Source organism: Roseomonas sp. KE2513 (assembly GCF_016107305.1).
Taxonomy (GTDB): Bacteria; Pseudomonadota; Alphaproteobacteria; order Acetobacterales; family Acetobacteraceae; genus Roseomonas.
On record NZ_RCVR01000008.1, the window covers coordinates 1 to 19,471 of the forward strand.

21 protein-coding genes are annotated in these 19,471 nt (G+C 71.3%); 5 read left to right on the forward strand and 16 right to left on the reverse strand.

Annotated features, from left to right (window positions below):
• Positions 1-19 precede the first annotated feature (19 nt).
• Positions 20-667, reverse strand: a complete 648-nt coding sequence (gene nth, locus D9599_RS09910; protein ID WP_198381274.1) for an endonuclease III — start codon at positions 665-667, stop codon at positions 20-22.
• A 167-nt stretch (positions 668-834) separates the two neighbouring features.
• Between nth and D9599_RS09915 the strand changes: the two genes are divergently transcribed.
• A complete protein-coding gene (locus D9599_RS09915) occupies positions 835-1,350 on the forward strand; it encodes a DUF2244 domain-containing protein (RefSeq protein WP_198381079.1) in 516 nt (171 codons plus the stop codon).
• Between the two features lie 161 nt (positions 1,351-1,511).
• On the opposite strand, the gene D9599_RS09920 is transcribed toward D9599_RS09915, so the two are convergent.
• From D9599_RS09920 to D9599_RS09965, 10 genes are all read right to left on the reverse strand, one after another.
• Complete coding sequence (locus tag D9599_RS09920; protein WP_043830561.1) at positions 1,512-1,967, reverse strand: helix-turn-helix domain-containing protein; 456 nt, start codon at positions 1,965-1,967, stop codon at positions 1,512-1,514.
• A gap of 182 nt (positions 1,968-2,149) precedes the next feature.
• Complete coding sequence (lnt, locus tag D9599_RS09925; RefSeq protein ID WP_232480343.1) at positions 2,150-3,706, reverse strand: apolipoprotein N-acyltransferase; 1,557 nt, start codon at positions 3,704-3,706, stop codon at positions 2,150-2,152.
• An 11-nt stretch (positions 3,707-3,717) separates the two neighbouring features.
• Positions 3,718-4,704 carry a hemolysin family protein gene (locus tag D9599_RS09930; RefSeq protein WP_198381080.1) on the reverse strand — a complete coding sequence of 329 codons (987 nt, stop codon included), beginning with the start codon at positions 4,702-4,704 and terminating at the stop codon, positions 3,718-3,720.
• A complete protein-coding gene (gene ybeY / locus D9599_RS09935) occupies positions 4,701-5,264 on the reverse strand; it encodes an rRNA maturation RNase YbeY (protein WP_309228596.1) in 564 nt (187 codons plus the stop codon). Before ybeY ends, D9599_RS09930 begins: the two co-directional genes overlap by 4 nt.
• Positions 5,265-5,271: 7 nt before the next feature.
• A complete protein-coding gene (locus D9599_RS09940) occupies positions 5,272-6,315 on the reverse strand; it encodes a PhoH family protein (RefSeq protein ID WP_198381276.1) in 1,044 nt (347 codons plus the stop codon).
• Between the two features lie 32 nt (positions 6,316-6,347).
• Complete coding sequence (gene miaB / locus D9599_RS09945; protein ID WP_198381081.1) at positions 6,348-7,757, reverse strand: tRNA (N6-isopentenyl adenosine(37)-C2)-methylthiotransferase MiaB; 1,410 nt, start codon at positions 7,755-7,757, stop codon at positions 6,348-6,350.
• Between the two features lie 173 nt (positions 7,758-7,930).
• On the reverse strand, positions 7,931-8,866 hold the full coding sequence (locus D9599_RS09950) for a 1-acyl-sn-glycerol-3-phosphate acyltransferase (RefSeq protein WP_198381082.1): 936 nt from the start codon (positions 8,864-8,866) through the stop codon (positions 7,931-7,933).
• Between the two features lie 53 nt (positions 8,867-8,919).
• Positions 8,920-9,759 carry a GNAT family N-acetyltransferase gene (locus D9599_RS09955; protein WP_198381083.1) on the reverse strand — a complete coding sequence of 280 codons (840 nt, stop codon included), beginning with the start codon at positions 9,757-9,759 and terminating at the stop codon, positions 8,920-8,922.
• A complete protein-coding gene (locus tag D9599_RS09960) occupies positions 9,756-10,286 on the reverse strand; it encodes a Fur family transcriptional regulator (protein WP_198381084.1) in 531 nt (176 codons plus the stop codon). The genes D9599_RS09955 and D9599_RS09960 overlap by 4 nt, the downstream gene beginning before the upstream one ends.
• A 243-nt stretch (positions 10,287-10,529) precedes the next feature.
• Positions 10,530-10,985, reverse strand: a complete 456-nt coding sequence (locus tag D9599_RS09965; RefSeq protein WP_198381085.1) for a MucR family transcriptional regulator — start codon at positions 10,983-10,985, stop codon at positions 10,530-10,532.
• A gap of 149 nt (positions 10,986-11,134) precedes the next feature.
• Between D9599_RS09965 and D9599_RS09970 the strand changes: the two genes are divergently transcribed.
• Positions 11,135-11,407 (forward strand): sulfurtransferase TusA family protein, encoded by a 273-nt coding sequence (locus D9599_RS09970; RefSeq protein WP_198381277.1) that lies wholly within the window; start codon positions 11,135-11,137, stop codon positions 11,405-11,407.
• On the opposite strand, the gene D9599_RS09975 is transcribed toward D9599_RS09970, so the two are convergent.
• On the reverse strand, positions 11,388-11,837 hold the full coding sequence (locus D9599_RS09975; RefSeq protein ID WP_198381086.1) for a GNAT family N-acetyltransferase: 450 nt from the start codon (positions 11,835-11,837) through the stop codon (positions 11,388-11,390). The two genes, D9599_RS09970 and D9599_RS09975, sit on opposite strands and share 20 nt — an antisense overlap.
• Before the next feature lie 11 nt (positions 11,838-11,848).
• Positions 11,849-12,487 carry a tRNA (adenosine(37)-N6)-threonylcarbamoyltransferase complex dimerization subunit type 1 TsaB gene (gene tsaB / locus D9599_RS09980; protein ID WP_198381087.1) on the reverse strand — a complete coding sequence of 213 codons (639 nt, stop codon included), beginning with the start codon at positions 12,485-12,487 and terminating at the stop codon, positions 11,849-11,851.
• A 191-nt stretch (positions 12,488-12,678) separates the two neighbouring features.
• Here tsaB and D9599_RS09985 point away from each other — a divergent pair, with 191 nt between their 5' ends.
• Positions 12,679-13,917 carry a glycosyltransferase gene (locus D9599_RS09985; protein ID WP_198381088.1) on the forward strand — a complete coding sequence of 413 codons (1,239 nt, stop codon included), beginning with the start codon at positions 12,679-12,681 and terminating at the stop codon, positions 13,915-13,917.
• A gap of 11 nt (positions 13,918-13,928) precedes the next feature.
• Here D9599_RS09985 and D9599_RS09990 read toward each other — a convergent pair whose 3' ends face one another.
• From D9599_RS09990 to D9599_RS10000, 3 genes are all read right to left on the reverse strand, one after another.
• The gene (locus D9599_RS09990; RefSeq protein ID WP_198381089.1) at positions 13,929-14,993 is read right to left on the reverse strand and encodes an SGNH/GDSL hydrolase family protein; all 1,065 of its coding nucleotides are present in this window, start codon (positions 14,991-14,993) and stop codon (positions 13,929-13,931) included.
• A 206-nt stretch (positions 14,994-15,199) separates the two neighbouring features.
• Complete coding sequence (locus D9599_RS09995) at positions 15,200-15,553, reverse strand: MarR family winged helix-turn-helix transcriptional regulator (RefSeq protein ID WP_198381090.1); 354 nt, start codon at positions 15,551-15,553, stop codon at positions 15,200-15,202.
• 146 nt (positions 15,554-15,699) lie between these two features.
• Positions 15,700-17,043, reverse strand: a complete 1,344-nt coding sequence (locus D9599_RS10000) for a Rieske 2Fe-2S domain-containing protein (RefSeq protein ID WP_198381091.1) — start codon at positions 17,041-17,043, stop codon at positions 15,700-15,702.
• Positions 17,044-17,281: 238 nt separating this feature from the next.
• On the opposite strand from D9599_RS10000, the gene D9599_RS10005 reads away from it, so the two are divergent.
• Positions 17,282-18,259 carry a PDR/VanB family oxidoreductase gene (locus tag D9599_RS10005; protein WP_198381092.1) on the forward strand — a complete coding sequence of 326 codons (978 nt, stop codon included), beginning with the start codon at positions 17,282-17,284 and terminating at the stop codon, positions 18,257-18,259.
• The gene (locus D9599_RS10010; RefSeq protein WP_232480344.1) at positions 18,256-19,449 is read left to right on the forward strand and encodes a Gfo/Idh/MocA family protein; all 1,194 of its coding nucleotides are present in this window, start codon (positions 18,256-18,258) and stop codon (positions 19,447-19,449) included. Before D9599_RS10005 ends, D9599_RS10010 begins: the two co-directional genes overlap by 4 nt.
• Positions 19,450-19,471 lie beyond the last annotated feature (22 nt).

A 19,471-nucleotide genomic window follows, 5' to 3' on the forward strand; every position in this document is an offset into this window, starting at 1 on the left:
CGAAGCCGCCGGCCTGAGTTCAGCCGCCGCTCGGCCCCGCCACCTTGTCGGGGTAGTTGCAGAACTCGCGCGCCACGCAGTGCCAGCACTCGGGGCGACGTGCCTTGCAGACGTAGCGGCCGTGCAGGATGAGCCAGTGATGGGCATCCCGCAGGAGTTCGGGCGGGCAGCGCTTCACCAGCCCGTCCTCCACCGCCCGCGGCGTATCCCCGGGCGCGAGGCCGGTTCGGTTGCCAAGGCGGAAGATGTGCGTGTCCACCGCCATGGCACTCTCGCCGAAAGCGACGTTGAGGACGACATTGGCGGTCTTGCGGCCCACGCCGGGCAGAGCCTCCAGCGCTGCGCGCTCCCTCGGCACCACACCACCGTGGCGCTCCAGCAGAAGGGCGGATAGCGCCGCCACGTTCTTCGCCTTGGCCTGCCACAGCCCGATCCGCCGGATGTGGCGCGCGATACCCTCAGGCCCGAGGGCAGCCATCGCGGCCGGGTGCGGTGCCTCCGCGAAAAGGGTGGCGGTGGCCTTGTTCACCGCGAGGTCCGTCGTCTGTGCCGAGAGGACGACGGCGACGAGCAGGGTGAAGGGGTCGCGGTATTCGAGTTCCGGCTCCGGCTCTGGATTCGCCGTCGCCAGGGCGCGGATGAAGAGGGCGGCCTGCGTGGCCGACATCCGCCGGGCGCGACGGGGCTTGGCGGCCGTGCCGTGCAGCGGGGCGGCGGACTTGGCGGCGGCGGCGGGGATGCGGGGCGGGGAGGGGGTGCGGCTCACGCGATCGTCCATAGCCCGGAACCGCTTTCCGGCGGAAATCCGCGCGCATGCACCCTATGTTGCCGAGGATGACGACAGGTCAGGACGCCCCGCTTTTCGAGGCCCTAACCGTTCCCCACCAGTCCGGCAGCGCGGCCGGGCTGCGGGTGATCGCGGGGCTGGTGATGCTCGCTTCGGGCGGGCTGACGATCCTCTTCTGGTCGCTCGGGGCCTGGCCCGTGGCCGGCTTCATGGGCGGGGAGGTGGTGCTCGTGATCGGCATGCTGCGCGCGCACCGGCGCTGGTCGAACCGGATCGCGGAGCGGATCACGCTGGCGGACGGGCGGGTCCGAGTGGACCGGACGGACCGCAGGGGGCGGCAAAAAGCAGTGGAGTTCGACGCCTACTGGGCACGGGTGGCGCTCACCGAACGGCCGGGGCGGGTGAGCGAGTTGCGGCTGGCAGCGCGCGGCCGGTCGACCGAGATCGGGCACTTCCTGCATGAACCGGAGAAGACCAGCCTGGCCGAGGCGCTGACGACAGCCCTGCGGAACTATCGTAACCCGGTCTTCGACAACCCGCAGACCCGCGCCGGGCTGGACTGAGGCCCCGATCCGAAAGTCGCCTGGCAGGCGGCTGTCTTCGACAATCTGTCGACCTGCCCAGGCCGTAAACCAATTCCTAACCCGAAGCGGTGGATAGTGCTGGGGCTGGACGGGGAGGGGAAGATCCTCTTCCTCCCCGCCGCAGGCCCGCCAGCGCCTTCCTACTCGGTCGGGGCAAGGCTCTTGATAAGGTCGAAGACGCGCTTGCGCACGCTCGGCTCGGTGATGCGGTAGTAGGCGCGCACCAGCTCAAGTGTCTCGCGCCGATGCATCGTGTCGTCCTCGAAGCCTTCCTGGCTTTCGGCAAAGCCGGCCAGGCGGGAGCGGATGCCGGTCGTGGCGCCGCTCATGCTGTCCGGCATGTCGTCGAAGAAGAAGCCGATAGGCACGTCGAGCACGCGGCCGAGGTCGAAAAGACGGCTTGCGCCGATGCGGTTCACGCCGCGCTCGTATTTCTGGACCTGCTGGAAGGTCAGGCCGAGGGCCTCGCCCAGCTTCTCCTGGCTCATCCCCAGGAGAGTGCGCCTCAGCCGAACACGGCTGCCCACATGCACGTCGATGGGGCTGGGACGGTGCTCGGCTTTCTCAACTCGATCAAGCGACTCCTCACCAGCCATACGCGCCACTCCTCTTTGCGAACATCAGGGGGCGGCGCACGTCTTGCACACCATGAGCGGTACACGGCCCGTCCGCGCCCCTCATAGAACCCTGCAACGATCGAAACGACTTTGAACCGACGCTAACGATTTGTCAACTCTTTCGAGAATTCCAATTATTGCGACATGCCCTTTCAGGCCGCTCAGCTGCCGTGAACGGTGCTCTCCACCGGTTCGTTGCGACGCGATTTCGTGCGCAGAAGGCCTGAAACCATGGCTATGGCTGCGAGAAGCGCCGGGATCAGGAGACCGAAGCGGGAGAAAGGCGTCCGCTCGCCTGCGGCGGGAAGAGGCGAAAGGAGGAAGCCTGTCTCGCCTAATCCGAGACTCGACAGCTCCCGCCCGCGCGAATCGAAGGCCGCGGAAATACCCGTTTGCGCGGCGCGCGCGAGCGGTAGTCCCTCCTCCACTGCCCGCAACCGGGCGGCCGCGAGGTGCTGGTGCGGCCCGGCCGATATGCCGAACCAGGCGTCGTTCGTAATGTTCAACAACCATCCCGGGCGTTCCGCCCCGACGACCTCGCCGGGGAAGATCACCTCGTAGCAGATAAGAGGCCCGGCTGCAGGAAGGCCTGGCAGCGCCAGCGCGACGGGGCCCGGCCCTGCCCCGAAGTCCACCCCGCCCCGGATGACCCGGATCGGCAACAGGCCGGACAGCGGCATGTACTCGCCGAAGGGGACGAGGTGGGACTTGTCGTAGGTGGCGGCGATCACCCCGTCCGGCCCAAGGGCGACGAGGCTGTTGAAGAGCTTCGAGGGCCGCCGGTCCGGCCCCCATTCCGCCCGCACGGTGCCGGCGATCAGGAGCCCGCCCGGCGGCAGGGCGGCGGCGGCAAGGCGGCGGGCCTCCGTGTCGTCGGTCAGCAAGAAGGGGCTGGCGGTCTCCGGCCAGATGACCACGGGGCGCGTGCCGGGGTGCTCGCGCAGGGCGGCCTGGGCGCCTTCGGCGCTCAGCTCGAGATAACGGCGGAAGATCGGCACCCGCGTCTCCTCCCGCCACTTCGCCTCCTGCGCGACATTGCCCTGGACGAGCACGAGGGTGACGGGCAGCGCGGCCGGTTCGGTGGGCGCGAGGCGGGCCGCCCCGAAGGCGGCGAAGGCCGCCATGGCCACGAGGCCCCCGGCCACGGCGCGGCGGCCGAGCAGGGGCGTGCAGGCCAGCAGGACGGTCATGAGCGAGAGGCCGTGCACCCCGATCCAGGCGGCGCCCTGGATGGGCAGGGCCGCGAAGGCCCAGGCGGTGCCGAGCAAGTTCCAGGGGAAGCCGGTGAAGGCCCAGCCCCGCACGAATTCCGCGAGCACCCAACCGCCGCCCAGCACCAGCACCCGCGGCCATCCCGGCGCCGCCCGCCACGCGAGCACCGCGGGGATCGCCGTGTAGATCCCCATCCAGAGCGCCAGCAGGGGCACCGCCAGCGGCACCAGCCACCAGAGCCGCTCCGCCTCCGTCAGGATCGAATAGGTGATCCAGTAGAGGCCGGTGACGTGCATGCCCCAGCCAAAGGCCCAGCCGATCGCGGCCGCCCGCTTCCAGCTTCCGGCCCGGCCGAGGAGGAGGAGCAGGCCGGGGAAGGATACCAGCAGCACCGGCAGGGCGAAGACCGGCGGCATCGTCAGGGAGGAGAGGGCGCCGAGGCCGAATGCCGCGGCGAGGGCGCGCCAGCCGGCGCGCGATTCCAGATAGCCGGCCAGTCGCTGCAAGGGGATCTCGCCTATTCCGCCGCCTGGGAGGGGGCCTGGGGGGCGGTCGCGCCCGAATCGATGCCGGCACCGGGCATCTCGATGGCGGGGGTCGCCGGGGCGGGGCGGCGGACCCGTAGGCGGCGGATCCGCCGGGGATCGCTGTCCAGCACCCGGAACTCGATGCCCGAGGAGTGGGAGACGAGCTCCCCCCGCGCCGGCACGCGCCCGGCAAGGGTGAAGACAAGGCCGCCCACGGTGTCGATGTCCTGGTGCCGCTCCTCGTTGGTCAGCACCTCGCCGTAGCGGGCCTCGAAGGCCTCGATGGTCATGCGGGCATCGAGGTCGAGGCTACCGTCGGGGCGCTCGACCGCCTGGGGCGGCGCCTCCTCGTCGTGCTCGTCGGAGATGTCACCGACGATGGTCTCGACGAGGTCCTCGATGGTCACGAGCCCATCGATTCCGCCGTACTCGTCCACCACCAGTGCCATGTGGGTGCGGGCCTCGCGCATCTGCAGCAGCAGGTCCAGCACGGGCACCTGGGGCACCACGAACAGCAGGGGGCGGAGCACCGCCTCGAGCGAGAACGGGCCCTCCCGGCCGACAGCGGCGAAGACGTCCTTGATGTGGACCATGCCGCGGATGTCGTCGAGGTTCTCCCGGTAAACCGGGAAGCGGCTGTGGCCCTCGCGCTGGATGAGACGGATCGACTCCTCCAGCGTCAGGTCGCAGGGCATGCCGATGATGTCGGCGCGCGGTAGCATGACATCCACCGCGGTCTTGTTCCGGAGCTTGAGGACGTTGCCGAGGATGACGCGCTCGTTCGCGTCCAGCGCGTCGGCCTCGGGGGCGTCGCCGTCCTCGCCCTCGCCCTCCACCAGGGCTTCCACCTGGTCGCGCACGCTCTCGGCCTCGCGCCGGCGGAGGAGGCTCTGGAAGCGCCAGAAGATGTTGTTGCGCTGGGCTCGCTCCTGGGCGCGCTCCTGCGCCCGCTCGGAATGGCCGTGCCGTTCGCTCATGCCACGCCCCTCCAGGGATTGGGCAGGGCGAGGCGGCGCATGATGCGCGCCTCCGCCCGCTCCATCCGGCGGGCCTCGCCGGCCCGGAGATGGTCGTGGCCGGTGAGGTGCAGCACCCCGTGCGCCACGAGGTGGGAGAGATGGGCCATCACGCTGCGCCCGGCCGCACGCGCCTCCCGCCGCACCGTGCCGAGCGCGAGCGCGACGTCCCCGGGCATGCCGGGATGGAGCGGGGGAAAGGAGAGGACGTTGGTGGGCTTCACCTTGCCGCGGTGCTCGCCGTTCAGGCGCTTCACCTGGAGGTCGCCGGTCAGCAGCACCGTCACGGCGCCCTCGACGCCGGCCTCCTCGAAGGCGGCGGCGGCGGCGCGGCGCGCCACCTCCTCGACGCGCGGCACGGCGGACCGCCAGGCGGGATCCTCCAGCACCACGTCGATGTCATGCTCCCAACCGGAGAGGAACTCCCCGGGGGATTCTTCGTCCTCCGCGCCGGCGGCATGGCCGCCGGGCACGGGGTGGTTCGGCCCGGCGGGTCCTCCGCCGGGCGGGCGACTGCCCACCGCTTCCTTACTCCTTCAACCTCGCGCGCGCGGCGCGGCCATCGGCCGCCGCCTGCTCCGCCCGCCCATAGGCCGAGACGATGCGCCCGACCAGGGGGTGGCGCACCACGTCGTTCTCGGCAAAGCGGGTAATGCCGATCCCCTCCACTCCGTCGAGGATGGAAAGGGCCTCGACCAGCCCCGACTTCTGCCCCGGCGGCAGGTCCACCTGAGAGGGGTCGCCGGTGATGACCATCCGCGTGCCCTCGCCCATGCGGGTGAGGAACATCTTCATCTGCGCGGGCGTGGTGTTCTGCGCCTCGTCGAGGATGGCGAAGGCGTGGGCGAGGGTGCGGCCGCGCATGAAGGCGAGCGGCGCGATCTCGATCTCCCCCGAGACGAGGCGGCGCGCCACCTGGTCCGCCGGCATCATGTCGTGCAGCGCGTCGTAGAGCGGGCGGAGATAGGGATCGACCTTCTCCTTCATGTCGCCCGGCAGGAAGCCAAGCCGCTCCCCCGCCTCCACCGCGGGGCGGGAGAGGATGATCTTGTCCACCTGGTTCGCCATCAGCAGGGCCACGCCCTGGGCGACGGCGAGGTAGGTTTTGCCCGTGCCGGCCGGGCCGACGCCGAAGACCATCTCGTGGCGCTGGAGCATGTCCATGTAGGCGCCCTGGGCGCGGCTGCGGGCCGCGATGGCGCCCTTGCGCGTGCGGATGGCGGGCATGTCGGCCAGCGGCAGGCGCGGGTCCTCCACGGGGCCGTCGGCCATGCGCAGCGCGGCCTCGACATCGGCCATTCCGGTCACTTCTCCCTTTTCCAGGCGCTGCCAGAGGGCGCGCAGGACCGATTCCGCGAGGCCCGTGCCCTCCGCGCCGCCCGAGATCGTCGCTCGATTCCCGCGGGAGGCGATCCGAACCCCCAATCGCTGCTCGATCCGCGCGAGGTGCCGGTCGTGTTCCCCGTAGAGCAACGGCAGGAGCGCGTTGTCGTCGAAGGTCACGGTGACCGTCCGCGGGGCATCCGGCGCGAAGGCCGGGTTGCGCGGAAGGGCGCGGGGATCGGGCCGCAGGGCGATGCCAGCGGCGGGGGCGGCGAGTTGGGTCAAGCGGCGGCAGACTCCTGGTGCGCCATGGTTGCGGAGAGTGAATTGGGGTGGGCGGCCCGCAATTGCATCGGAACCACCGCGCCCACCGGGGCTGCGCCTGTTGCATGAACAGGCTGGAGCCACGGGCTGCGGCCCGCCACCTGGCCGGGATGCCGCCCCATGCCGGTGATCAGGACATCGACGACGCGCCCGACGCAGGCGCGGTTGAATCCATCCTGCTGCTGCCGGAGCACCCCTTGGAGGGTTTGCAGCCGTGCGTCCTTCTCCGCCTCCGGCACCGCGTTGGGCTGGCCGGCAGCCGGCGTGCCGGGGCGGGCGGAATACTTGAAGGAATAGGCGCCGGCGAAGCCGACCCGCTCCACCAGCCGCATGGTGGCGTCGAAGTCGGCGGCCGTTTCACCGGGATGGCCGACGATGAAGTCGGAGGTCAGCGCGATGTCAGGCCGCGCCTCGCGCAGCCGGTCCGCCAGCCGCAGGTAGAGGTCGGCCTTGTGGCCCCGGTTCATCGCGGCCAGCACCCTGTCGGACCCGGACTGCACGGGGAGGTGCAGGTAGGGCATCAGGGCGGGGATGTCCCCGTGCGCGGCGATGAGGTCGTCGTCCATGTCGCGGGGGTGACTCGTCGTGTAGCGCAGACGGGCAACGCCCGGGATTTCCGCCAGTTCCCGCAGCAGCCGCGCGAGGCGCCACTTCGCGCCGCTTTGTGCTTCTCCGGCCCAGGCATTCACGTTCTGGCCGAGCAGCGCGATCTCCCGCGCGCCGCCGGCCGCGAGCTGCCGGGCCTCGGCGATGATGGCCTCGGGCGGGCGCGAGAACTCGGCGCCGCGCGTATAGGGCACCACGCAGAAGGAGCAGAACTTGTCGCAGCCTTCCTGGATGGTCAGGAAGGCGACGGGACCCTGGGTGGCGCGGGCCTCGGGCAGGTGGTCGAACTTGTCCTCCGCCGGGAAGTCCGTCTCGATCACGGCGCCGGCCGCACGCGACGCGCGGGCGACCATCTCCGGCAGACGGTGATAGGTTTGCGGGCCGAGGACGATGTCCACCCAGGGGGCGCGGGCGGTGATCTCCGTCCCCTCTGCCTGGGCAACGCAGCCGGCGACGGCGATGACGGTCTGGCGCCCCTCGGCGGCGCGCGCCTTCTTTGTCTCTCGCAGGCGGCCGAGGTCGGAGAAGACCTTCTCGCTCGCCTTCTCGCGGATGTGGCAGGTGTTGAGGATGACCATGTCGGCCTCCTCCGCGCTCTCCGTCGGCGCGTAGCCGAGGGGGGCGAGGATGTCGGCCATGCGCCCGCTGTCATAGACGTTCATCTGGCAGCCCCAGGTGCGGATCAGGAGCTTGCGCGCGGGCTTGGCGGCCCCTGTCGGGGTCTGGGCGCCGGCCGGAACCGGGCCGATGGAACTGCTCATATGAAGAGAAACCCCTTTAGCCCCGAGCGCCCACCGTGGGAGGGGGCTTCGGGATGGGGCGATGTGCGGCGCGCGGCCTTCGAGGTCAAGAAAGACCCGGGCGCGGCAGGGAGGGCGCGTCCATGCGCGGAGGGTCGCGGAAAGCGAGGATTCGCGTCAAGTCGGAAGGTGGGTCACGACGAGGTGGGTGACGACGAGGGCACCGGCAGCGGCCGCGCCTCGCGATTCTGGCGCAGCGCCGAGGCGCCCTCGGCCACCACCGCCTCCGTCGCGGCGGCGAGTGACTTGCGGTTGGGGATGGCGCCCGGCGGAAGCGGGTCGTGCAGCACGATCGTGGCCCGCAACCCGGCGTGGCGCAGCAGCCACCAGGCATGGGGCGCGATGGACATGTTGCCGTACCAGGCGAAGACTGGCCGATCCCGCCGGCAGGCCGGCAACCCGCCCAGGCGGTCATAGACGACGGAGACGGGGCGGATCGTCTCCGCCTTCTCGGCGACGGCAAGGAAGGAGGAGCGGAAGGGCAGCACCCGCGTGCCGTCCGAACTGGTCCCCTCCGGAAAGAGGATGAGGGAATCTCCGGCAGCTAGCCGATCCTGCATCTCCCGCGCCTCGTCCCCCGTGCGGCGGCGGGAGCGGGAGACGAAGACCGTGCGGCCCAGGCGCGCCACCCACCCGATCAGCGGCCAGCGCCCAATCTCCGCCTTCGAGACGAAGGCCGCCTCGAGCGCGCCGCCGAGCACGGGGATGTCGAGCCAGGAGGAGTGGTTGGAGAGATAGAGCGTGCGCGGCCGCCCTGCGCGCTCTCCCACCACCCGCACGCGCATGCCGATGAGGGCGCAGGCCACGCGCCAGTAGAGCCGCGCGAAACCGACCTTGCCATGCCCCGGCAGCAGCAGCAGCACTGCCTGAACGGGCATGCAGAGAAGCGTCCAGAGCACCGCGAGGAGCAGGCGCCGTATGGCGCGGAGGCGTCCGCCGAGGGGGCGGTCCCCCATCACGTCGAAGGCCCGGCCGCCCGGCACGGCACGGCGGAACTGAATGGGAGTGCGGCGGCGAAGGCGGCTGGGTGGGGCGAGCGCGAGAGCAGGGTCGCTGGGCAGGGCGTCCATCCCGCCGGGTTAGCCCGCTCGCCCCGCGGCGTCCATGGTGGAGGGGGCTGGCTTCAGGCGCCCAGCTCCGGCGGCGCGGCGTCGTCGTCGGGCTGCTGGCCGACCTTCCGCTCGTAGTGCTTGAGGTACTTCGCCGTCACCTGATCGGTCTTCACGACCACGCAGACATCGGTGGTGTTGAACTGCGGGTCCACGACAGCGCCGTCTCCGACGAAGCCGCCGAGGCGGAGATAGCCCTTCACCAGCGGCGGCAGCCCGGCGAGCACGCGGCGGGTGTCAATCGAGGCAGCCTCCACCCGGTCCATCGGCACGCGCAGCCCCGGGAGGGCGCGCGGGCGCAGGGCAGGCGGGGCGAGGTGGTGGGCGTGGAGGTAGCTCAGCGATTCCGCCAGCGCGTCAGGATCCGTGCCGGGCAGGGAGGCGCAGCCGAACATGAGGGAGATGCGCCGCTGGAAGACATAGGCGGCGATGCCCTGCCAGAGGAGCTGGAGGGTGCCGCGGTTGCGGTACCGCTCGTCCACGCAGGAGCGGCCCAGTTCCAGCAGCCCACCCTCCTGCGCGAGGATGGGGGAGAGGTCGTATTCGGAGGCGGAGTAGAAGCCGCCGACCCGCTCGGCCGCCGCGCGGGTGATCAGCCGATAGGTGCCGACCACCGCCCGCGCGCCCTCGCCCCTGTTGTGGTCGAGAACGAGCAGGTGGTCGGCCACGGGGTCGTAGGCATCGATGTCGAGGCGCGAGGCCGCGGTGGCGGGATCCGGGCGGGCGCCCATCTCCTCGTAGAAGACGCGCCAGCGGAGGGCCTGCGCGGCCTCCACCTCGGCCGCGTTCTCCGCGATGCGGACGCCGAGGGCGCCCGCGCGCAGTTCCCCCAGCCCGGTGGCGAGGCCTGTCATCCCCCGTCCTTCGGTGCGGTGGGGGGCTTGGCGGTCGCGCGGCGCTTGCCCTCGGGCACGGGGGCGGCGCGCTTGCCGAAGAGCTCCAGGCGCTGCTGCACGAGCGTGAAGCCGTAGCGGGCGGCAATTCCCTGCACCAGCCGCTCGAACTCCTCGTCCTCGAACTCGATGACGGTGCCGGTGTCCACGTCGATCAGGTGATGGTGGTGTCCACGGTCCGCCGGGTCGTAGCGGGAACGGCCGCCGCCGAAGTCGCGGCGCTCCAGGATGCCCTTCTCCTCCAGCAGCCGGACCGTGCGGTAGACGGTGGCGATGGAGACCTTGCTGTCGAGGGCGATGGCGCGGCGGTAGAGCTCCTCCACGTCCGGGTGGTCCTCGGCCTCGCTGAGAACCCGCGCGATCAGCCGGCGCTGGCCGGTCATCTTCAGGCCGCGCTCGATGCACAGGCGCTCGATCCGGGTCGGATCCCCGCCATGCGGGCCCTTGCCGTGCGGCGCCTTGGTATGGGTGTCGGTGGCGTGGTCCATGGTCATCCCGTTCGGGCGGAGACTAGCCCGCGAGGGGCCCGGCGCCAAACGCGGCGCCGAACGGGGCAGGGGCGGCCCGCCCGCGCCGAGGCGGCCGAACCGTAACGATGGGCCTTCGCAGGCCGTGGCGAGGCGCCGCGCCTGGTGGCCTGGTGCGGTACCCTGGCGGAGAGGGTGCGCCGGGCCGGATGCCTCGGCCGACGAACGCGCGCCGCCGGTTCCCGGCTATCCCTCCCGCCGGCGCTACTCCTTCGCGCCGCGGCTGCGGCGGATCGAGCGCGGGCGGGTGCCGAGGCCGATCTTCTTGGCGAGGGAGGAGCGGTGCTCGGCATAGGCGGGCGCGACCATCGGGTATTCGGGCGGAAGGTTCCAGCGCTCCCGATACTGGTCGGGCGTCATGTTGTACGCGGTCTTGAGGTGCCGCTTCAGCATCTTGAGCTTCTTACCGTCCTCGAGACATACGAGATACTCGGGCGTCACGCTCTTCTTCACGGCGACGGCAGGCTCGGGCCGCGTGGGCGCCGGAGCCTCCTGCACCCGGCCGAGCCCGGCCAGGGTGCGGTGGACGTTCTCGATCAGACCCGAGAGCTCCGTCAGCGGGACGGGATTGTTCGAGACATGCGCCGCCACGATCTGCGCCGTCAGCCCCAGAACGCCGGAATCCGTGCTTTCCCGGGCATTGGGTGTGCTGTCCGGCATTACGATCTCCTGCGTGTCAGTGTTCGATGAACGGTATGCGCTGTTGTGACTAGACGGGGACTTTGTGGTGGCCCGATTCGCAACTGATCTACATCGCCCGCGGCTTCCATAACAGAGAAAGGTTTGGGGTAACAGATATGACGCAAGAAATGATCGGCGCAGAAGCGGGTGGAAATGCCGCGGCGACTTGCGAAGTGGCGGTCACGCTCGACATCACTCGCGACTCCTGCCCCATGACCTTCGTCCGCACTCGCCTCGCTCTCGACCGCATGGCAGCCGGCGAGGTGCTGCTCGTGCTGCTGCGCGGGGACGAGCCGCGGCGCAACGTTCCCCGCACGGCAGAGGAACAGGGGCACCGAGTGCTCGGGATGGAGGAGGAGGCGGATGGCGCCGCCCGCCTGCTCATCCGGAAGGGGGGGTGATTCGCAACACCAGCGCGTCGCTGCCGTCGGGATAGTAACGACGACGCCGGCCGACCGGCTCGGCCCCCGTCCGGGCGTAGAGGGCGCGCGCGGGGGCGTTGCGCTCGGAGACCTCCAGGAAGAGGACGCTTGCGCCGCGCCGGGCAACCTCGGCCAGCGCGGCGCCCAGCAGGGTGGCGCCCAGGCCGCCCCGCTGCGCCGAGGGATCGACAGCGATGGTGAGGATCTCCGCCTCGCCCGCGACGGCGCGGGCAAGGATGAAGCCCGCTGGCCCGGCCGCGCCTTCCACCACCAGGCCGAAGGCACCCTCAAGACCCAGCATGAGGCGGATGGCGGATTCGCCCCAGCGCTCCTCCGGCGGGAAGGCCGCGGCATGCAGGACGGCGAGGACGGGCGCCTCGACGGGTTCGGCGGGGCGCGGCGGGGCCATCGCGGCCTCTGTCACAGGCTGGCGGGCGCGGGGCGCAGGGCCAGCGGCTCGGCGTAGATCGGCGATGCGGGGCGCGTGCGGCCCTCCGCCAGGGCGCGGGCGGCGGCGGCGGCAAGGGCGGCCGCATCGGGCAGCCGCCCGTTCGAGAGCAGCGCGTCCGCCCCCCGCGCGCGCAGCCGGGCCGCGGCCTGGGGCGCGGCGTCCCCCACCAGCACCACGGGGCCGGGCGGCAGGGGCAGGGCGGCTTCGTCCAGCAGCAGCGGCGCCTCGCCGGGACGTTCGAGAACGAGGCCGCCGCGGCCGGCAGTAGTGACGGACCAGACCGTACGCCCTGCGGCCTGCCCGGGCGGCAGCGCGGCCGCCAGCGCCTCCCCGGTGGTCACGCCGTGGCAGGGCACGCCCCAGCCGGCCGCGAGGCCCTGCCCGAGCGCGAGGGCGGCGCGGATGCCCGTGAAGCCGCCGGGGCCGACGCCCACCGCCACCGCATCGGGCGCGCGCGTGCCGGGCGGGAGCACCTCGGCCGCGAGGGCGGGCAGGGCGGCAGGCTGGCCGCGCGCGCCTTCCCGCCGGGCGGCGGCGAGCACCGTCCCGTCCTCCCAGAGCGCCGCCGAGGCGCTCGCCAATGCGCCGTCCAGGGCCAGCAGCCGCATTCCGCGAATCCTTCCGATCGGCCCTGAATGTGTCAGCGCCGCGCCGCGCGGGCCATGCCCGGGCATCATGGCCCGGTTGTGCCCCCGATTGTGTCACGCAGGCCTGCGCGACAGACTGCGGGCACGACAAGGGAGGCGGGCGTGCGCATGGTCAAGGGCGGTGATGGGCAGGGCCCCGGCGGAACGGCCGCGTGAAGGTTCTTCTCGTCCACCCCAACTTCCCGGGCCAGTACGCGCATATCCTCCCCTTCCTGGCCTCCCGGCCGGGCACGCGTGTGGCCGGGATCGGGGCGCGCACCTTTCCCGTGCCTGAAGGGGTGGACCTTCGAGTCTACGACCCGCCGGTTCCGCCCGGCGAGGAGGTGCCGCCGCGCCTGCGGCCCACCCAGGCCGCCCTCGCCCGCGCCGATCGCGCGGCGCGCCTCGGGCTCGATCTGCGGCGCGACGGCTTCGTGCCGGACGTGGTGCTCGGCCACATCGGCTGGGGCGACACGATCTTCCTCAAGGACATCTTCCCCGAGGCGCCGCTGCTGCTCTACGCGGAGTTCTTCTACAGCGCGACGGGCGCCGATGTCGGGCACGAGCCCGGCAAGCCCTCCACGCTGCAGGACGCGCTGCGTGTGCGCTCGATGAACATGCCGTTCCTTTCCTCGATGCAGGCGGCGGACTGGGGCGCGGTGCCGACGCGCTGGCAGCGTGACCGCTTCCCCGAGTGGTTCCGCAACCGCCTCAGCCTCGTGCACGAGGGGATCGATACCGAGGTCTGCCGCCCCGATCCGGAGGCGCGCTTCGCCCTGCCGGACGGCACGGTGCTGCGGCCGGGCGACGAGGTCGTGACCTATGTCGCGCGCGGCCTCGAGCCCTATCGTGGCTTCCCGACCTTCATGCGCGCCCTGCCCGCGCTTCTCGCGGCGCGGCCGGGGGCGCGCGTCGTGATCGTGGGGGACGACAAGGCGAGCTACGGCCGCGCGCCCGCGGGCTTCGCGAACTGGCGGGAGGCGATGCTGGCGGAGGTGGGGCCGCTCGACCCCGCGCGCGTGCACTTCCTCGGCCGCATCCCGCACCCGGCGCTGCACGCGCTGTTCCGCGTCTCGGCCGTGCATATCTACCTGACGGTGCCCTTCGTCCTCTCCTGGAGCGTGCTGGAGGCGATGGCCTGCGGGGCGCTCATCCTCGGCTCCGCGACGCCGCCGGTGCAGGAGGTGGTGGAGGACGGGGTGAACGGGCTGCTGACCGACCTCTACGATGCGCCAGCGCTTGCCCGCCGCATGGCTGAGGCGCTGGCCGACCCCGCGCGCCACGCCCCGCTGCGGGTGGCGGCGCGGCGGACGGTGGAGAAGCGCTTCGACCTCCGCCGCATCTGCCTGCCGCGGCAGATGGCGGTCATAGAAGCCCTGGCGGCGCGGCGCCGGCCGCTGACCTACGCCTAGGTTCCTGGCGCCTAAGCCCTGGCGGCCTTCCGGCGGCGCCGGGCGAGGCCGGCGGTGCTGACGAGGCCGGTGGCGAGCAGCGCCAGGCTTGACGGCTCAGGCACCTTCACGGCCAGCGCGCTCTCGAATCCCTGCGCCCAGAGGGCATGGACCTTGGCGGTGGGGTGGATGGCGTCCCAGAAGGCCAGGCTGTCGATGTTCGCGGCGCCGGAACCGCATTGCGGCGTGGTCGCCGCCGAGAGCGGGGTGCCGAGGTAGCAGGGGTTCGTCACGTCGGTGATGCCGTACCTGGCGCCGTTCGCGAGAAGGGAGGTGTTGTAGCTGGCGAGATCGAACTGGATCAGGCTGGTGCCAGGCGGCAGGGGCAGGCCGGCCAGCCCGGTGGCCAAGCCCGTGTTGTAGGCCTGGGTGAGGAGCGTGGCCGCCGGCGCGAGCCCTGGGCTGCCGAGCACGAATTCCGGAATGGCGCCGATGTTCGGCGCGTTGACGACGAGGAGGTTCCGCGCTCCCTCGGCGATGAGTGCGCCGACGGCGGCCACCTCCGCCTGCACGCCGGCCGTGACGGCCGCCGCGCCGGTGCCCTGCTGCGCGGCGTTGCGAATGTCGTTCCCGCCGATCGCCACGAGGTAGAGCGCGTTCGGGTCGGCCACGAAGCCGGTGGAGAGGCTGAAGGCCGCCACCTGCTGCGGCAGGTTGATGGCAGGCGGGCCGCCGACCGCGCTGGCCGCGGCGGTGGCGCCGGCGACGGCGAAGTTGGTGCCGGGCGTGTAGGCGCTCCCGCCGAAAAGGTTGAAGGCGTCCTGTCCGCCCGTGACCCAGAGCGAGGGCGTGAGCGACAGGCCATAGCTGTTCGCGAGGAGCTGGGCGGCGACGGGGCCGTTGGTAAAGCTGTTGTTGTAGCTCGGCGGGTTCGGCAGGTTCCGGCGGTAGAAGACCTCGGCGAGGTTGCCGGTGTCCGAGAGGCTGTCGCCGAAGACGTAGAGTGCCGAATAGGGCGCGGCCTCGACGGGCAGGGCGCTCGCCAGTGCTCCTGCCAGCACCATTGAGGCGGCAAGATGGGCTGGGCGGACTGGCATGGACTTATCTCTTGATTATGCCAACCCACGGTGGACCCTCGGGAGAGGCCGCGCAACCGCCCGGAGAGAATGCCCGCGCGGGCTGACGGCCACCTGCCGGCACGCTGCGGCAGGGAGCGTTGCCGCTTCAAAGCGCCATGCGGCGGCGATGGGCAGGGGTCATAGCTCCGTGATGCGACGCTTCCCCTTGCGCCAGGAACACGACGCTAATCCTGTGCCGGAAAGTTCGCCCGCGCCCGCCGCAGCAGGGCGCGCAGCATGCGCGCCTCGTCCTCAGACAGGTTCCTCGTGGCCAGGGCGTTCACCTCGTGCGCCTCCGGCACCAGCACTTCCCGCAGGTCCCGGCCGGCGGGGGTGAGGAAGATATGGACCTTGCGCTTGTCCGTCTCCGACCGCACGCGATGAATCCAGCCCTGGGCCTCGATGCCCCGCAGCGCGATCACCGCGGTTGGTTCCATCATGCCGACGCGGCGGGCGAGGTCGCGCTGGGTGATCCCGTCCTCCTCCCATAGCACGCGAAGGAAGTACCAGGCCCCCGGCGCCACCCCGTGCGGCTGCAACCGCGCCTGGAGGTGACGCTGGATGGCGCGGTTGAGATCGCGGACGAGGAAGCCGACGCTCTGCTCGAAGGGCAGGGGATCGATGCGGCCTTCCGCCGCTGGCGCCGCGACCGGAAGCCGAGCCGCGGCGGAGGAAGGGGGCGGGCTCAGGCGACGGCGGCCTGGGCCATCTCCTTCTCCTCGGGTTCCTCCTCCATGCCCGTGAGGTAGGCGGCCTCCTCCTCCGAGGCGCCGAGGGTGCGCCAATCCTCGGTCTTGGGCACGACGCCCTGGTAGGAGCGGAGCTTCGAGGCCGGCAGGTGCGGCGCCTCGAGCCCGATCGGCGCCGCGCCGGCCTCGTGGCGCGCGACGGCGTCGAGCATGATGCGGCGGAACTGGATCACCGCGATGTCGCTCGCGCCCAGCCGCTCGCTCGTGCGGTCGGCGATCCGGCCCATCGACTCCCACATCGCGATGTCCTGGTTGGGAATGCCGGGAATGCCCGTGAAGGAATCGCCGGTCTTCATCAGCTCGCGGTCCTGCAGGTAGTCGTTGGAGGCGTGGCGCTTCATGGGGCGGAACTCCGCGTCCACGTCCACGCCCACCTCGGCCACGCAGAACTTGCGCCAGGCCTCGGGCGAGATGTTCTGGCGCCCCTCCTCGGTCCAGGCGATGAAGTGGAAATAGGTGCTGTGGTCGTCGCGCGGCACGATGACGCTGGCGACGTTGTAGGAGGAGTTAGGTGGGATCAGCGCGGTGAAAGGCGCGACGAAGGTGGTGATGCGCACGTAGTCCTGGGTGGCCGCGTTCATGATCGGGCGGCGGATCGCGGCGTAGCGCATGCCGTAGTTGGTGACCTGCACCTGGATGCGCGGGTTCTTGTCGGTGGAGGGGCGCACCCAGTGGGTGTCGAGCGCCTTCGCCTCGCCGCGCGCGGGCCGCATGTCCGAGGAGTGGAGCGAGGAGGAGTGGGCGCTGTCGATCTGCCCCTCCATGATCTGCGCCCAGTTGCAGGGCAGCTCGATCCGGATGGCCGAGACGTTGGCACCGGGCGTGGGCGCCCAGGCCGGCTGCTCGAATTCCGGCATCTCCTCGGGCTTGCCCATATAGACCCAGATGAAGCCGCCGGCCTCGCGCACGGGATAGGCCTTCTGCTTCACGCGCTCGGCGAAGCTGCTCTCCTTGGGCTCGGAGGGCATGTCCACGACGTTGCCCTCCACGTCGAACTTCCAGCCGTGATAGAGGCAGCGCAACCCGCAATTCTCGTTACGGCCGAAGGCAAGCGAGGCCTTGCGATGCGCGCAGAACTCGCCGAGCACGCCGAGGCGTCCCTCGCTGTCGCGAAAGGCGACGAGCTTCTCGCCGAAGAGGGTGACGCGGGCGGGCTTGCCGTCGCGCTCCGCCACCTGCTCGGACAGCAGGGCGGGCACCCAGTGGCGGCGCATCAGGCGGCCCATGGGGGCGTCGCCCTCGACGCGGCAAAGGGTCTCGTTCTCGGCGGCGGTCAGCATGGGGCGGGGGCTCCATAAGGATGGCCAGGACGGGACCTCGGCCGGCGAATAGTTAGTGCCCTAAGTTTATGCGCAGTGCCTAATGGGTCAAGGAGAAACGTCGTGCACACGAAAATGCCCGCCTGTCTGCTCCGTCAACCGTGATACTCAGGCCCCTCCGCGCCGCCCTTGTCAGGACAAACTTAGCCTTCTAAGCGTGTCGCCACGTCCAGGCCGCGGTGTTGGAGGAAAAGAGGGCATGTCCGACGCACCCGCCGAGGGGGAGCTGTTGCCGCTGCGCGTGTCCCGCGCCGAGCCGGCTGCCGAAGGCATTCACCTGTTTGAACTGCGCGACCCCGCGGGCGCGCCGCTGCCCCCCTTCACCCCCGGCGCGCATCTCTCGGTGCGCGTGCCGGGCGGCGCCATGCGCAACTACTCCCTCTGCAACGATCCGCACGAGCGCGACCGCTATGTTATTGCGGTGAAGCGGGACGAGCGCGGGCGTGGCGGCTCGGTGGCCCTGGTGGACGGGGTGGCGGCGGGCGATACGCTGGAGGTTTCGGCGCCGCGCAACCTGTTCGAGCTGGACACGCGCGCGCCCGGCTACATCTTCGTCGCCGGCGGGATCGGGATCACGCCGATCCTCGCGATGATCCGCTATCTCAAGGCCACCGGCGGGAAGCCCTTCCGGCTTTTCTACCTCACCCGGCACACCGCTGGCACCGCCTTCCACGGCGAGATCTCGGATCCCGCCTTCGCCGGCAGCAACGCCGTGGTCATCCACCACGACGAGGGCGATCCCGAGAACGCCTACGATCTCTGGCCGGTCTTCGAGGAGCCGACGAAGGAGCACATCTACTGCTGCGGACCGCGGCCGCTGATGGATGCCGTGCGCGACATGACCGGCCACTGGCCCGAGAACAGCGTGCATTTTGAGGATTTCGGCTCCGACCTCGTCCGCCCGCGCGAGGATGACAAGCCCTTCACTGTTCAGGTCGGGCGGCAGGGCGAGCCGTTGGAGGTGCCGGTCGGGGCGACGATCCTGGAGGTGCTGCGGCTGCACGGCCGCAAGCTTCCCTCCTCCTGCGAGAGCGGCACCTGCGGCACCTGCCGCACCCGCTACCTCGAGGGCGAGGTGGATCACCGCGACATGGTGCTGACGCCGGCCGAGCAGAAAACACAGATCATGATCTGCGTCTCCCGCGCGAAGACCGACACGCTGGTGATCGAGCTTTGAGCGGGGCGCCGCGCATCCGGCTGGGGGTGGCGGGGCTCGGCCGCGCCTTCATGCTCATGCTGCCGACGCTGGCGCGCGACACGCGGGTCGAGATGGTGGCCGCCGCCGACCCGCGCCCCGAGGCCCGCGCCCGCTTCGCCGACGATTTCGGTGCGCGGGTCTATGACGGTGTCGAAGCGCTCTGCGCCGATCCCGATCTCGACGCCGTCTATATCGCGAGCCCCCATGGGTTCCACGTCGCCCATGTCAGCGCCGCCGCCGCCGCCGGCAAGCACGTGCTGGTCGAGAAGCCGATGGCGCTGACGATCGAGGACTGCCAGGCGATGATCGCGGCCGCGCGGGAGGGGGGCGTGCACCTTCTCGTCGGTCACAGCCACTCCTTCGACGCGCCCTATCTCCACGCGCGGGAGATGATCCGGGCCGGGGATTTCGGCGCGGTGCGGATGATCACGGCGGTGAACTTCACCGACTACCTCTACCGCCCGCGCCGACCGGAGGAGCTGGACACCTCCCAGGGCGGCGGGGCCATCTTCTCCCAGGCGCCGCACCAGGTGGAGGTGGTGCGGCTGCTGGCCGGCCGCCCCGCCCGCTCTATCCGCGCGGCGGCGACGGTGTGGGACCGCGCGCGCGGGACCGAGGGCGCCTACAACGCGCTGCTCGATTTCGGCGAAGGCCTCTCCGCCACGCTCACCTATAACGGCCACGGGCATTTTGACACGGACGAGTTCCAGGACTGGATCGGCGAGATGGGCACCCCGCGCGACGCCACCGCCTATGGCACCGCCCGCGCCGCGCTCCGCACCGTGTCCTCGCCCGAGGAGGAGGCGGCGCTGAAGGAGCGCCGCGCCTATGGGCGGGGCAGCGGGGCCGCCGAAGCCCGCAGCATGCCGGCGCCGCCGGCCTACAACCACTTCGGCCTCGTCATCGCCTCCTGCGAGCGCGCGGACCTGCGGCCAACGCCAAGGGGCGTTGCGGTCTACGCGGACGACGAGCGCCGCTTCGAGCCGCTGCCGCCGCCGGACGTGCCGCGGTCGGAGGTGATCGACGAGCTGCACGCAGCCATTTTCCAGGCCACGCCACCTCTGCACGATGGCGCCTGGGGCCTGGCCACGGCCGAGATATGCCTCGCCCTTCTCGAGTCCGCGCGGACGGGAAGGGAGGTGGCGCTTCGGCACCAGGGCACGCCATGATGCCCGCAACGAATCCCGGGAG

Bases quoted from the DNA above. Each gene is read 5' to 3' on its own strand.
- nth (WP_198381274.1), bottom strand. From the start codon at position 667: ATGTCGGCCACGCAGGCCGCCCTCTTCATCCGCGCCCTGGCGACGGCG.
- D9599_RS09915 (WP_198381079.1), top strand. From the start codon at position 835: ATGACGACAGGTCAGGACGCCCCGCTTTTCGAGGCCCTAACCGTTCCC.
- D9599_RS09920 (WP_043830561.1), bottom strand. From the start codon at position 1,967: ATGGCTGGTGAGGAGTCGCTTGATCGAGTTGAGAAAGCCGAGCACCGT.
- D9599_RS09930 (WP_198381080.1), bottom strand. From the start codon at position 4,704: ATGAGCGAACGGCACGGCCATTCCGAGCGGGCGCAGGAGCGCGCCCAG.
- miaB (WP_198381081.1), bottom strand. From the start codon at position 7,757: ATGAGCAGTTCCATCGGCCCGGTTCCGGCCGGCGCCCAGACCCCGACA.
- D9599_RS09950 (WP_198381082.1), bottom strand. From the start codon at position 8,866: ATGGACGCCCTGCCCAGCGACCCTGCTCTCGCGCTCGCCCCACCCAGC.
- D9599_RS09955 (WP_198381083.1), bottom strand. From the start codon at position 9,759: ATGACAGGCCTCGCCACCGGGCTGGGGGAACTGCGCGCGGGCGCCCTC.
- D9599_RS09960 (WP_198381084.1), bottom strand. From the start codon at position 10,286: ATGGACCACGCCACCGACACCCATACCAAGGCGCCGCACGGCAAGGGC.
- D9599_RS09965 (WP_198381085.1), bottom strand. From the start codon at position 10,985: ATGCCGGACAGCACACCCAATGCCCGGGAAAGCACGGATTCCGGCGTT.
- D9599_RS09970 (WP_198381277.1), top strand. From the start codon at position 11,135: ATGATCGGCGCAGAAGCGGGTGGAAATGCCGCGGCGACTTGCGAAGTG.
- D9599_RS09975 (WP_198381086.1), bottom strand. From the start codon at position 11,837: ATGGCCCCGCCGCGCCCCGCCGAACCCGTCGAGGCGCCCGTCCTCGCC.
- tsaB (WP_198381087.1), bottom strand. From the start codon at position 12,487: ATGCGGCTGCTGGCCCTGGACGGCGCATTGGCGAGCGCCTCGGCGGCG.
- D9599_RS09990 (WP_198381089.1), bottom strand. From the start codon at position 14,993: ATGCCAGTCCGCCCAGCCCATCTTGCCGCCTCAATGGTGCTGGCAGGA.
- D9599_RS10000 (WP_198381091.1), bottom strand. From the start codon at position 17,043: ATGCTGACCGCCGCCGAGAACGAGACCCTTTGCCGCGTCGAGGGCGAC.
- D9599_RS10005 (WP_198381092.1), top strand. From the start codon at position 17,282: ATGTCCGACGCACCCGCCGAGGGGGAGCTGTTGCCGCTGCGCGTGTCC.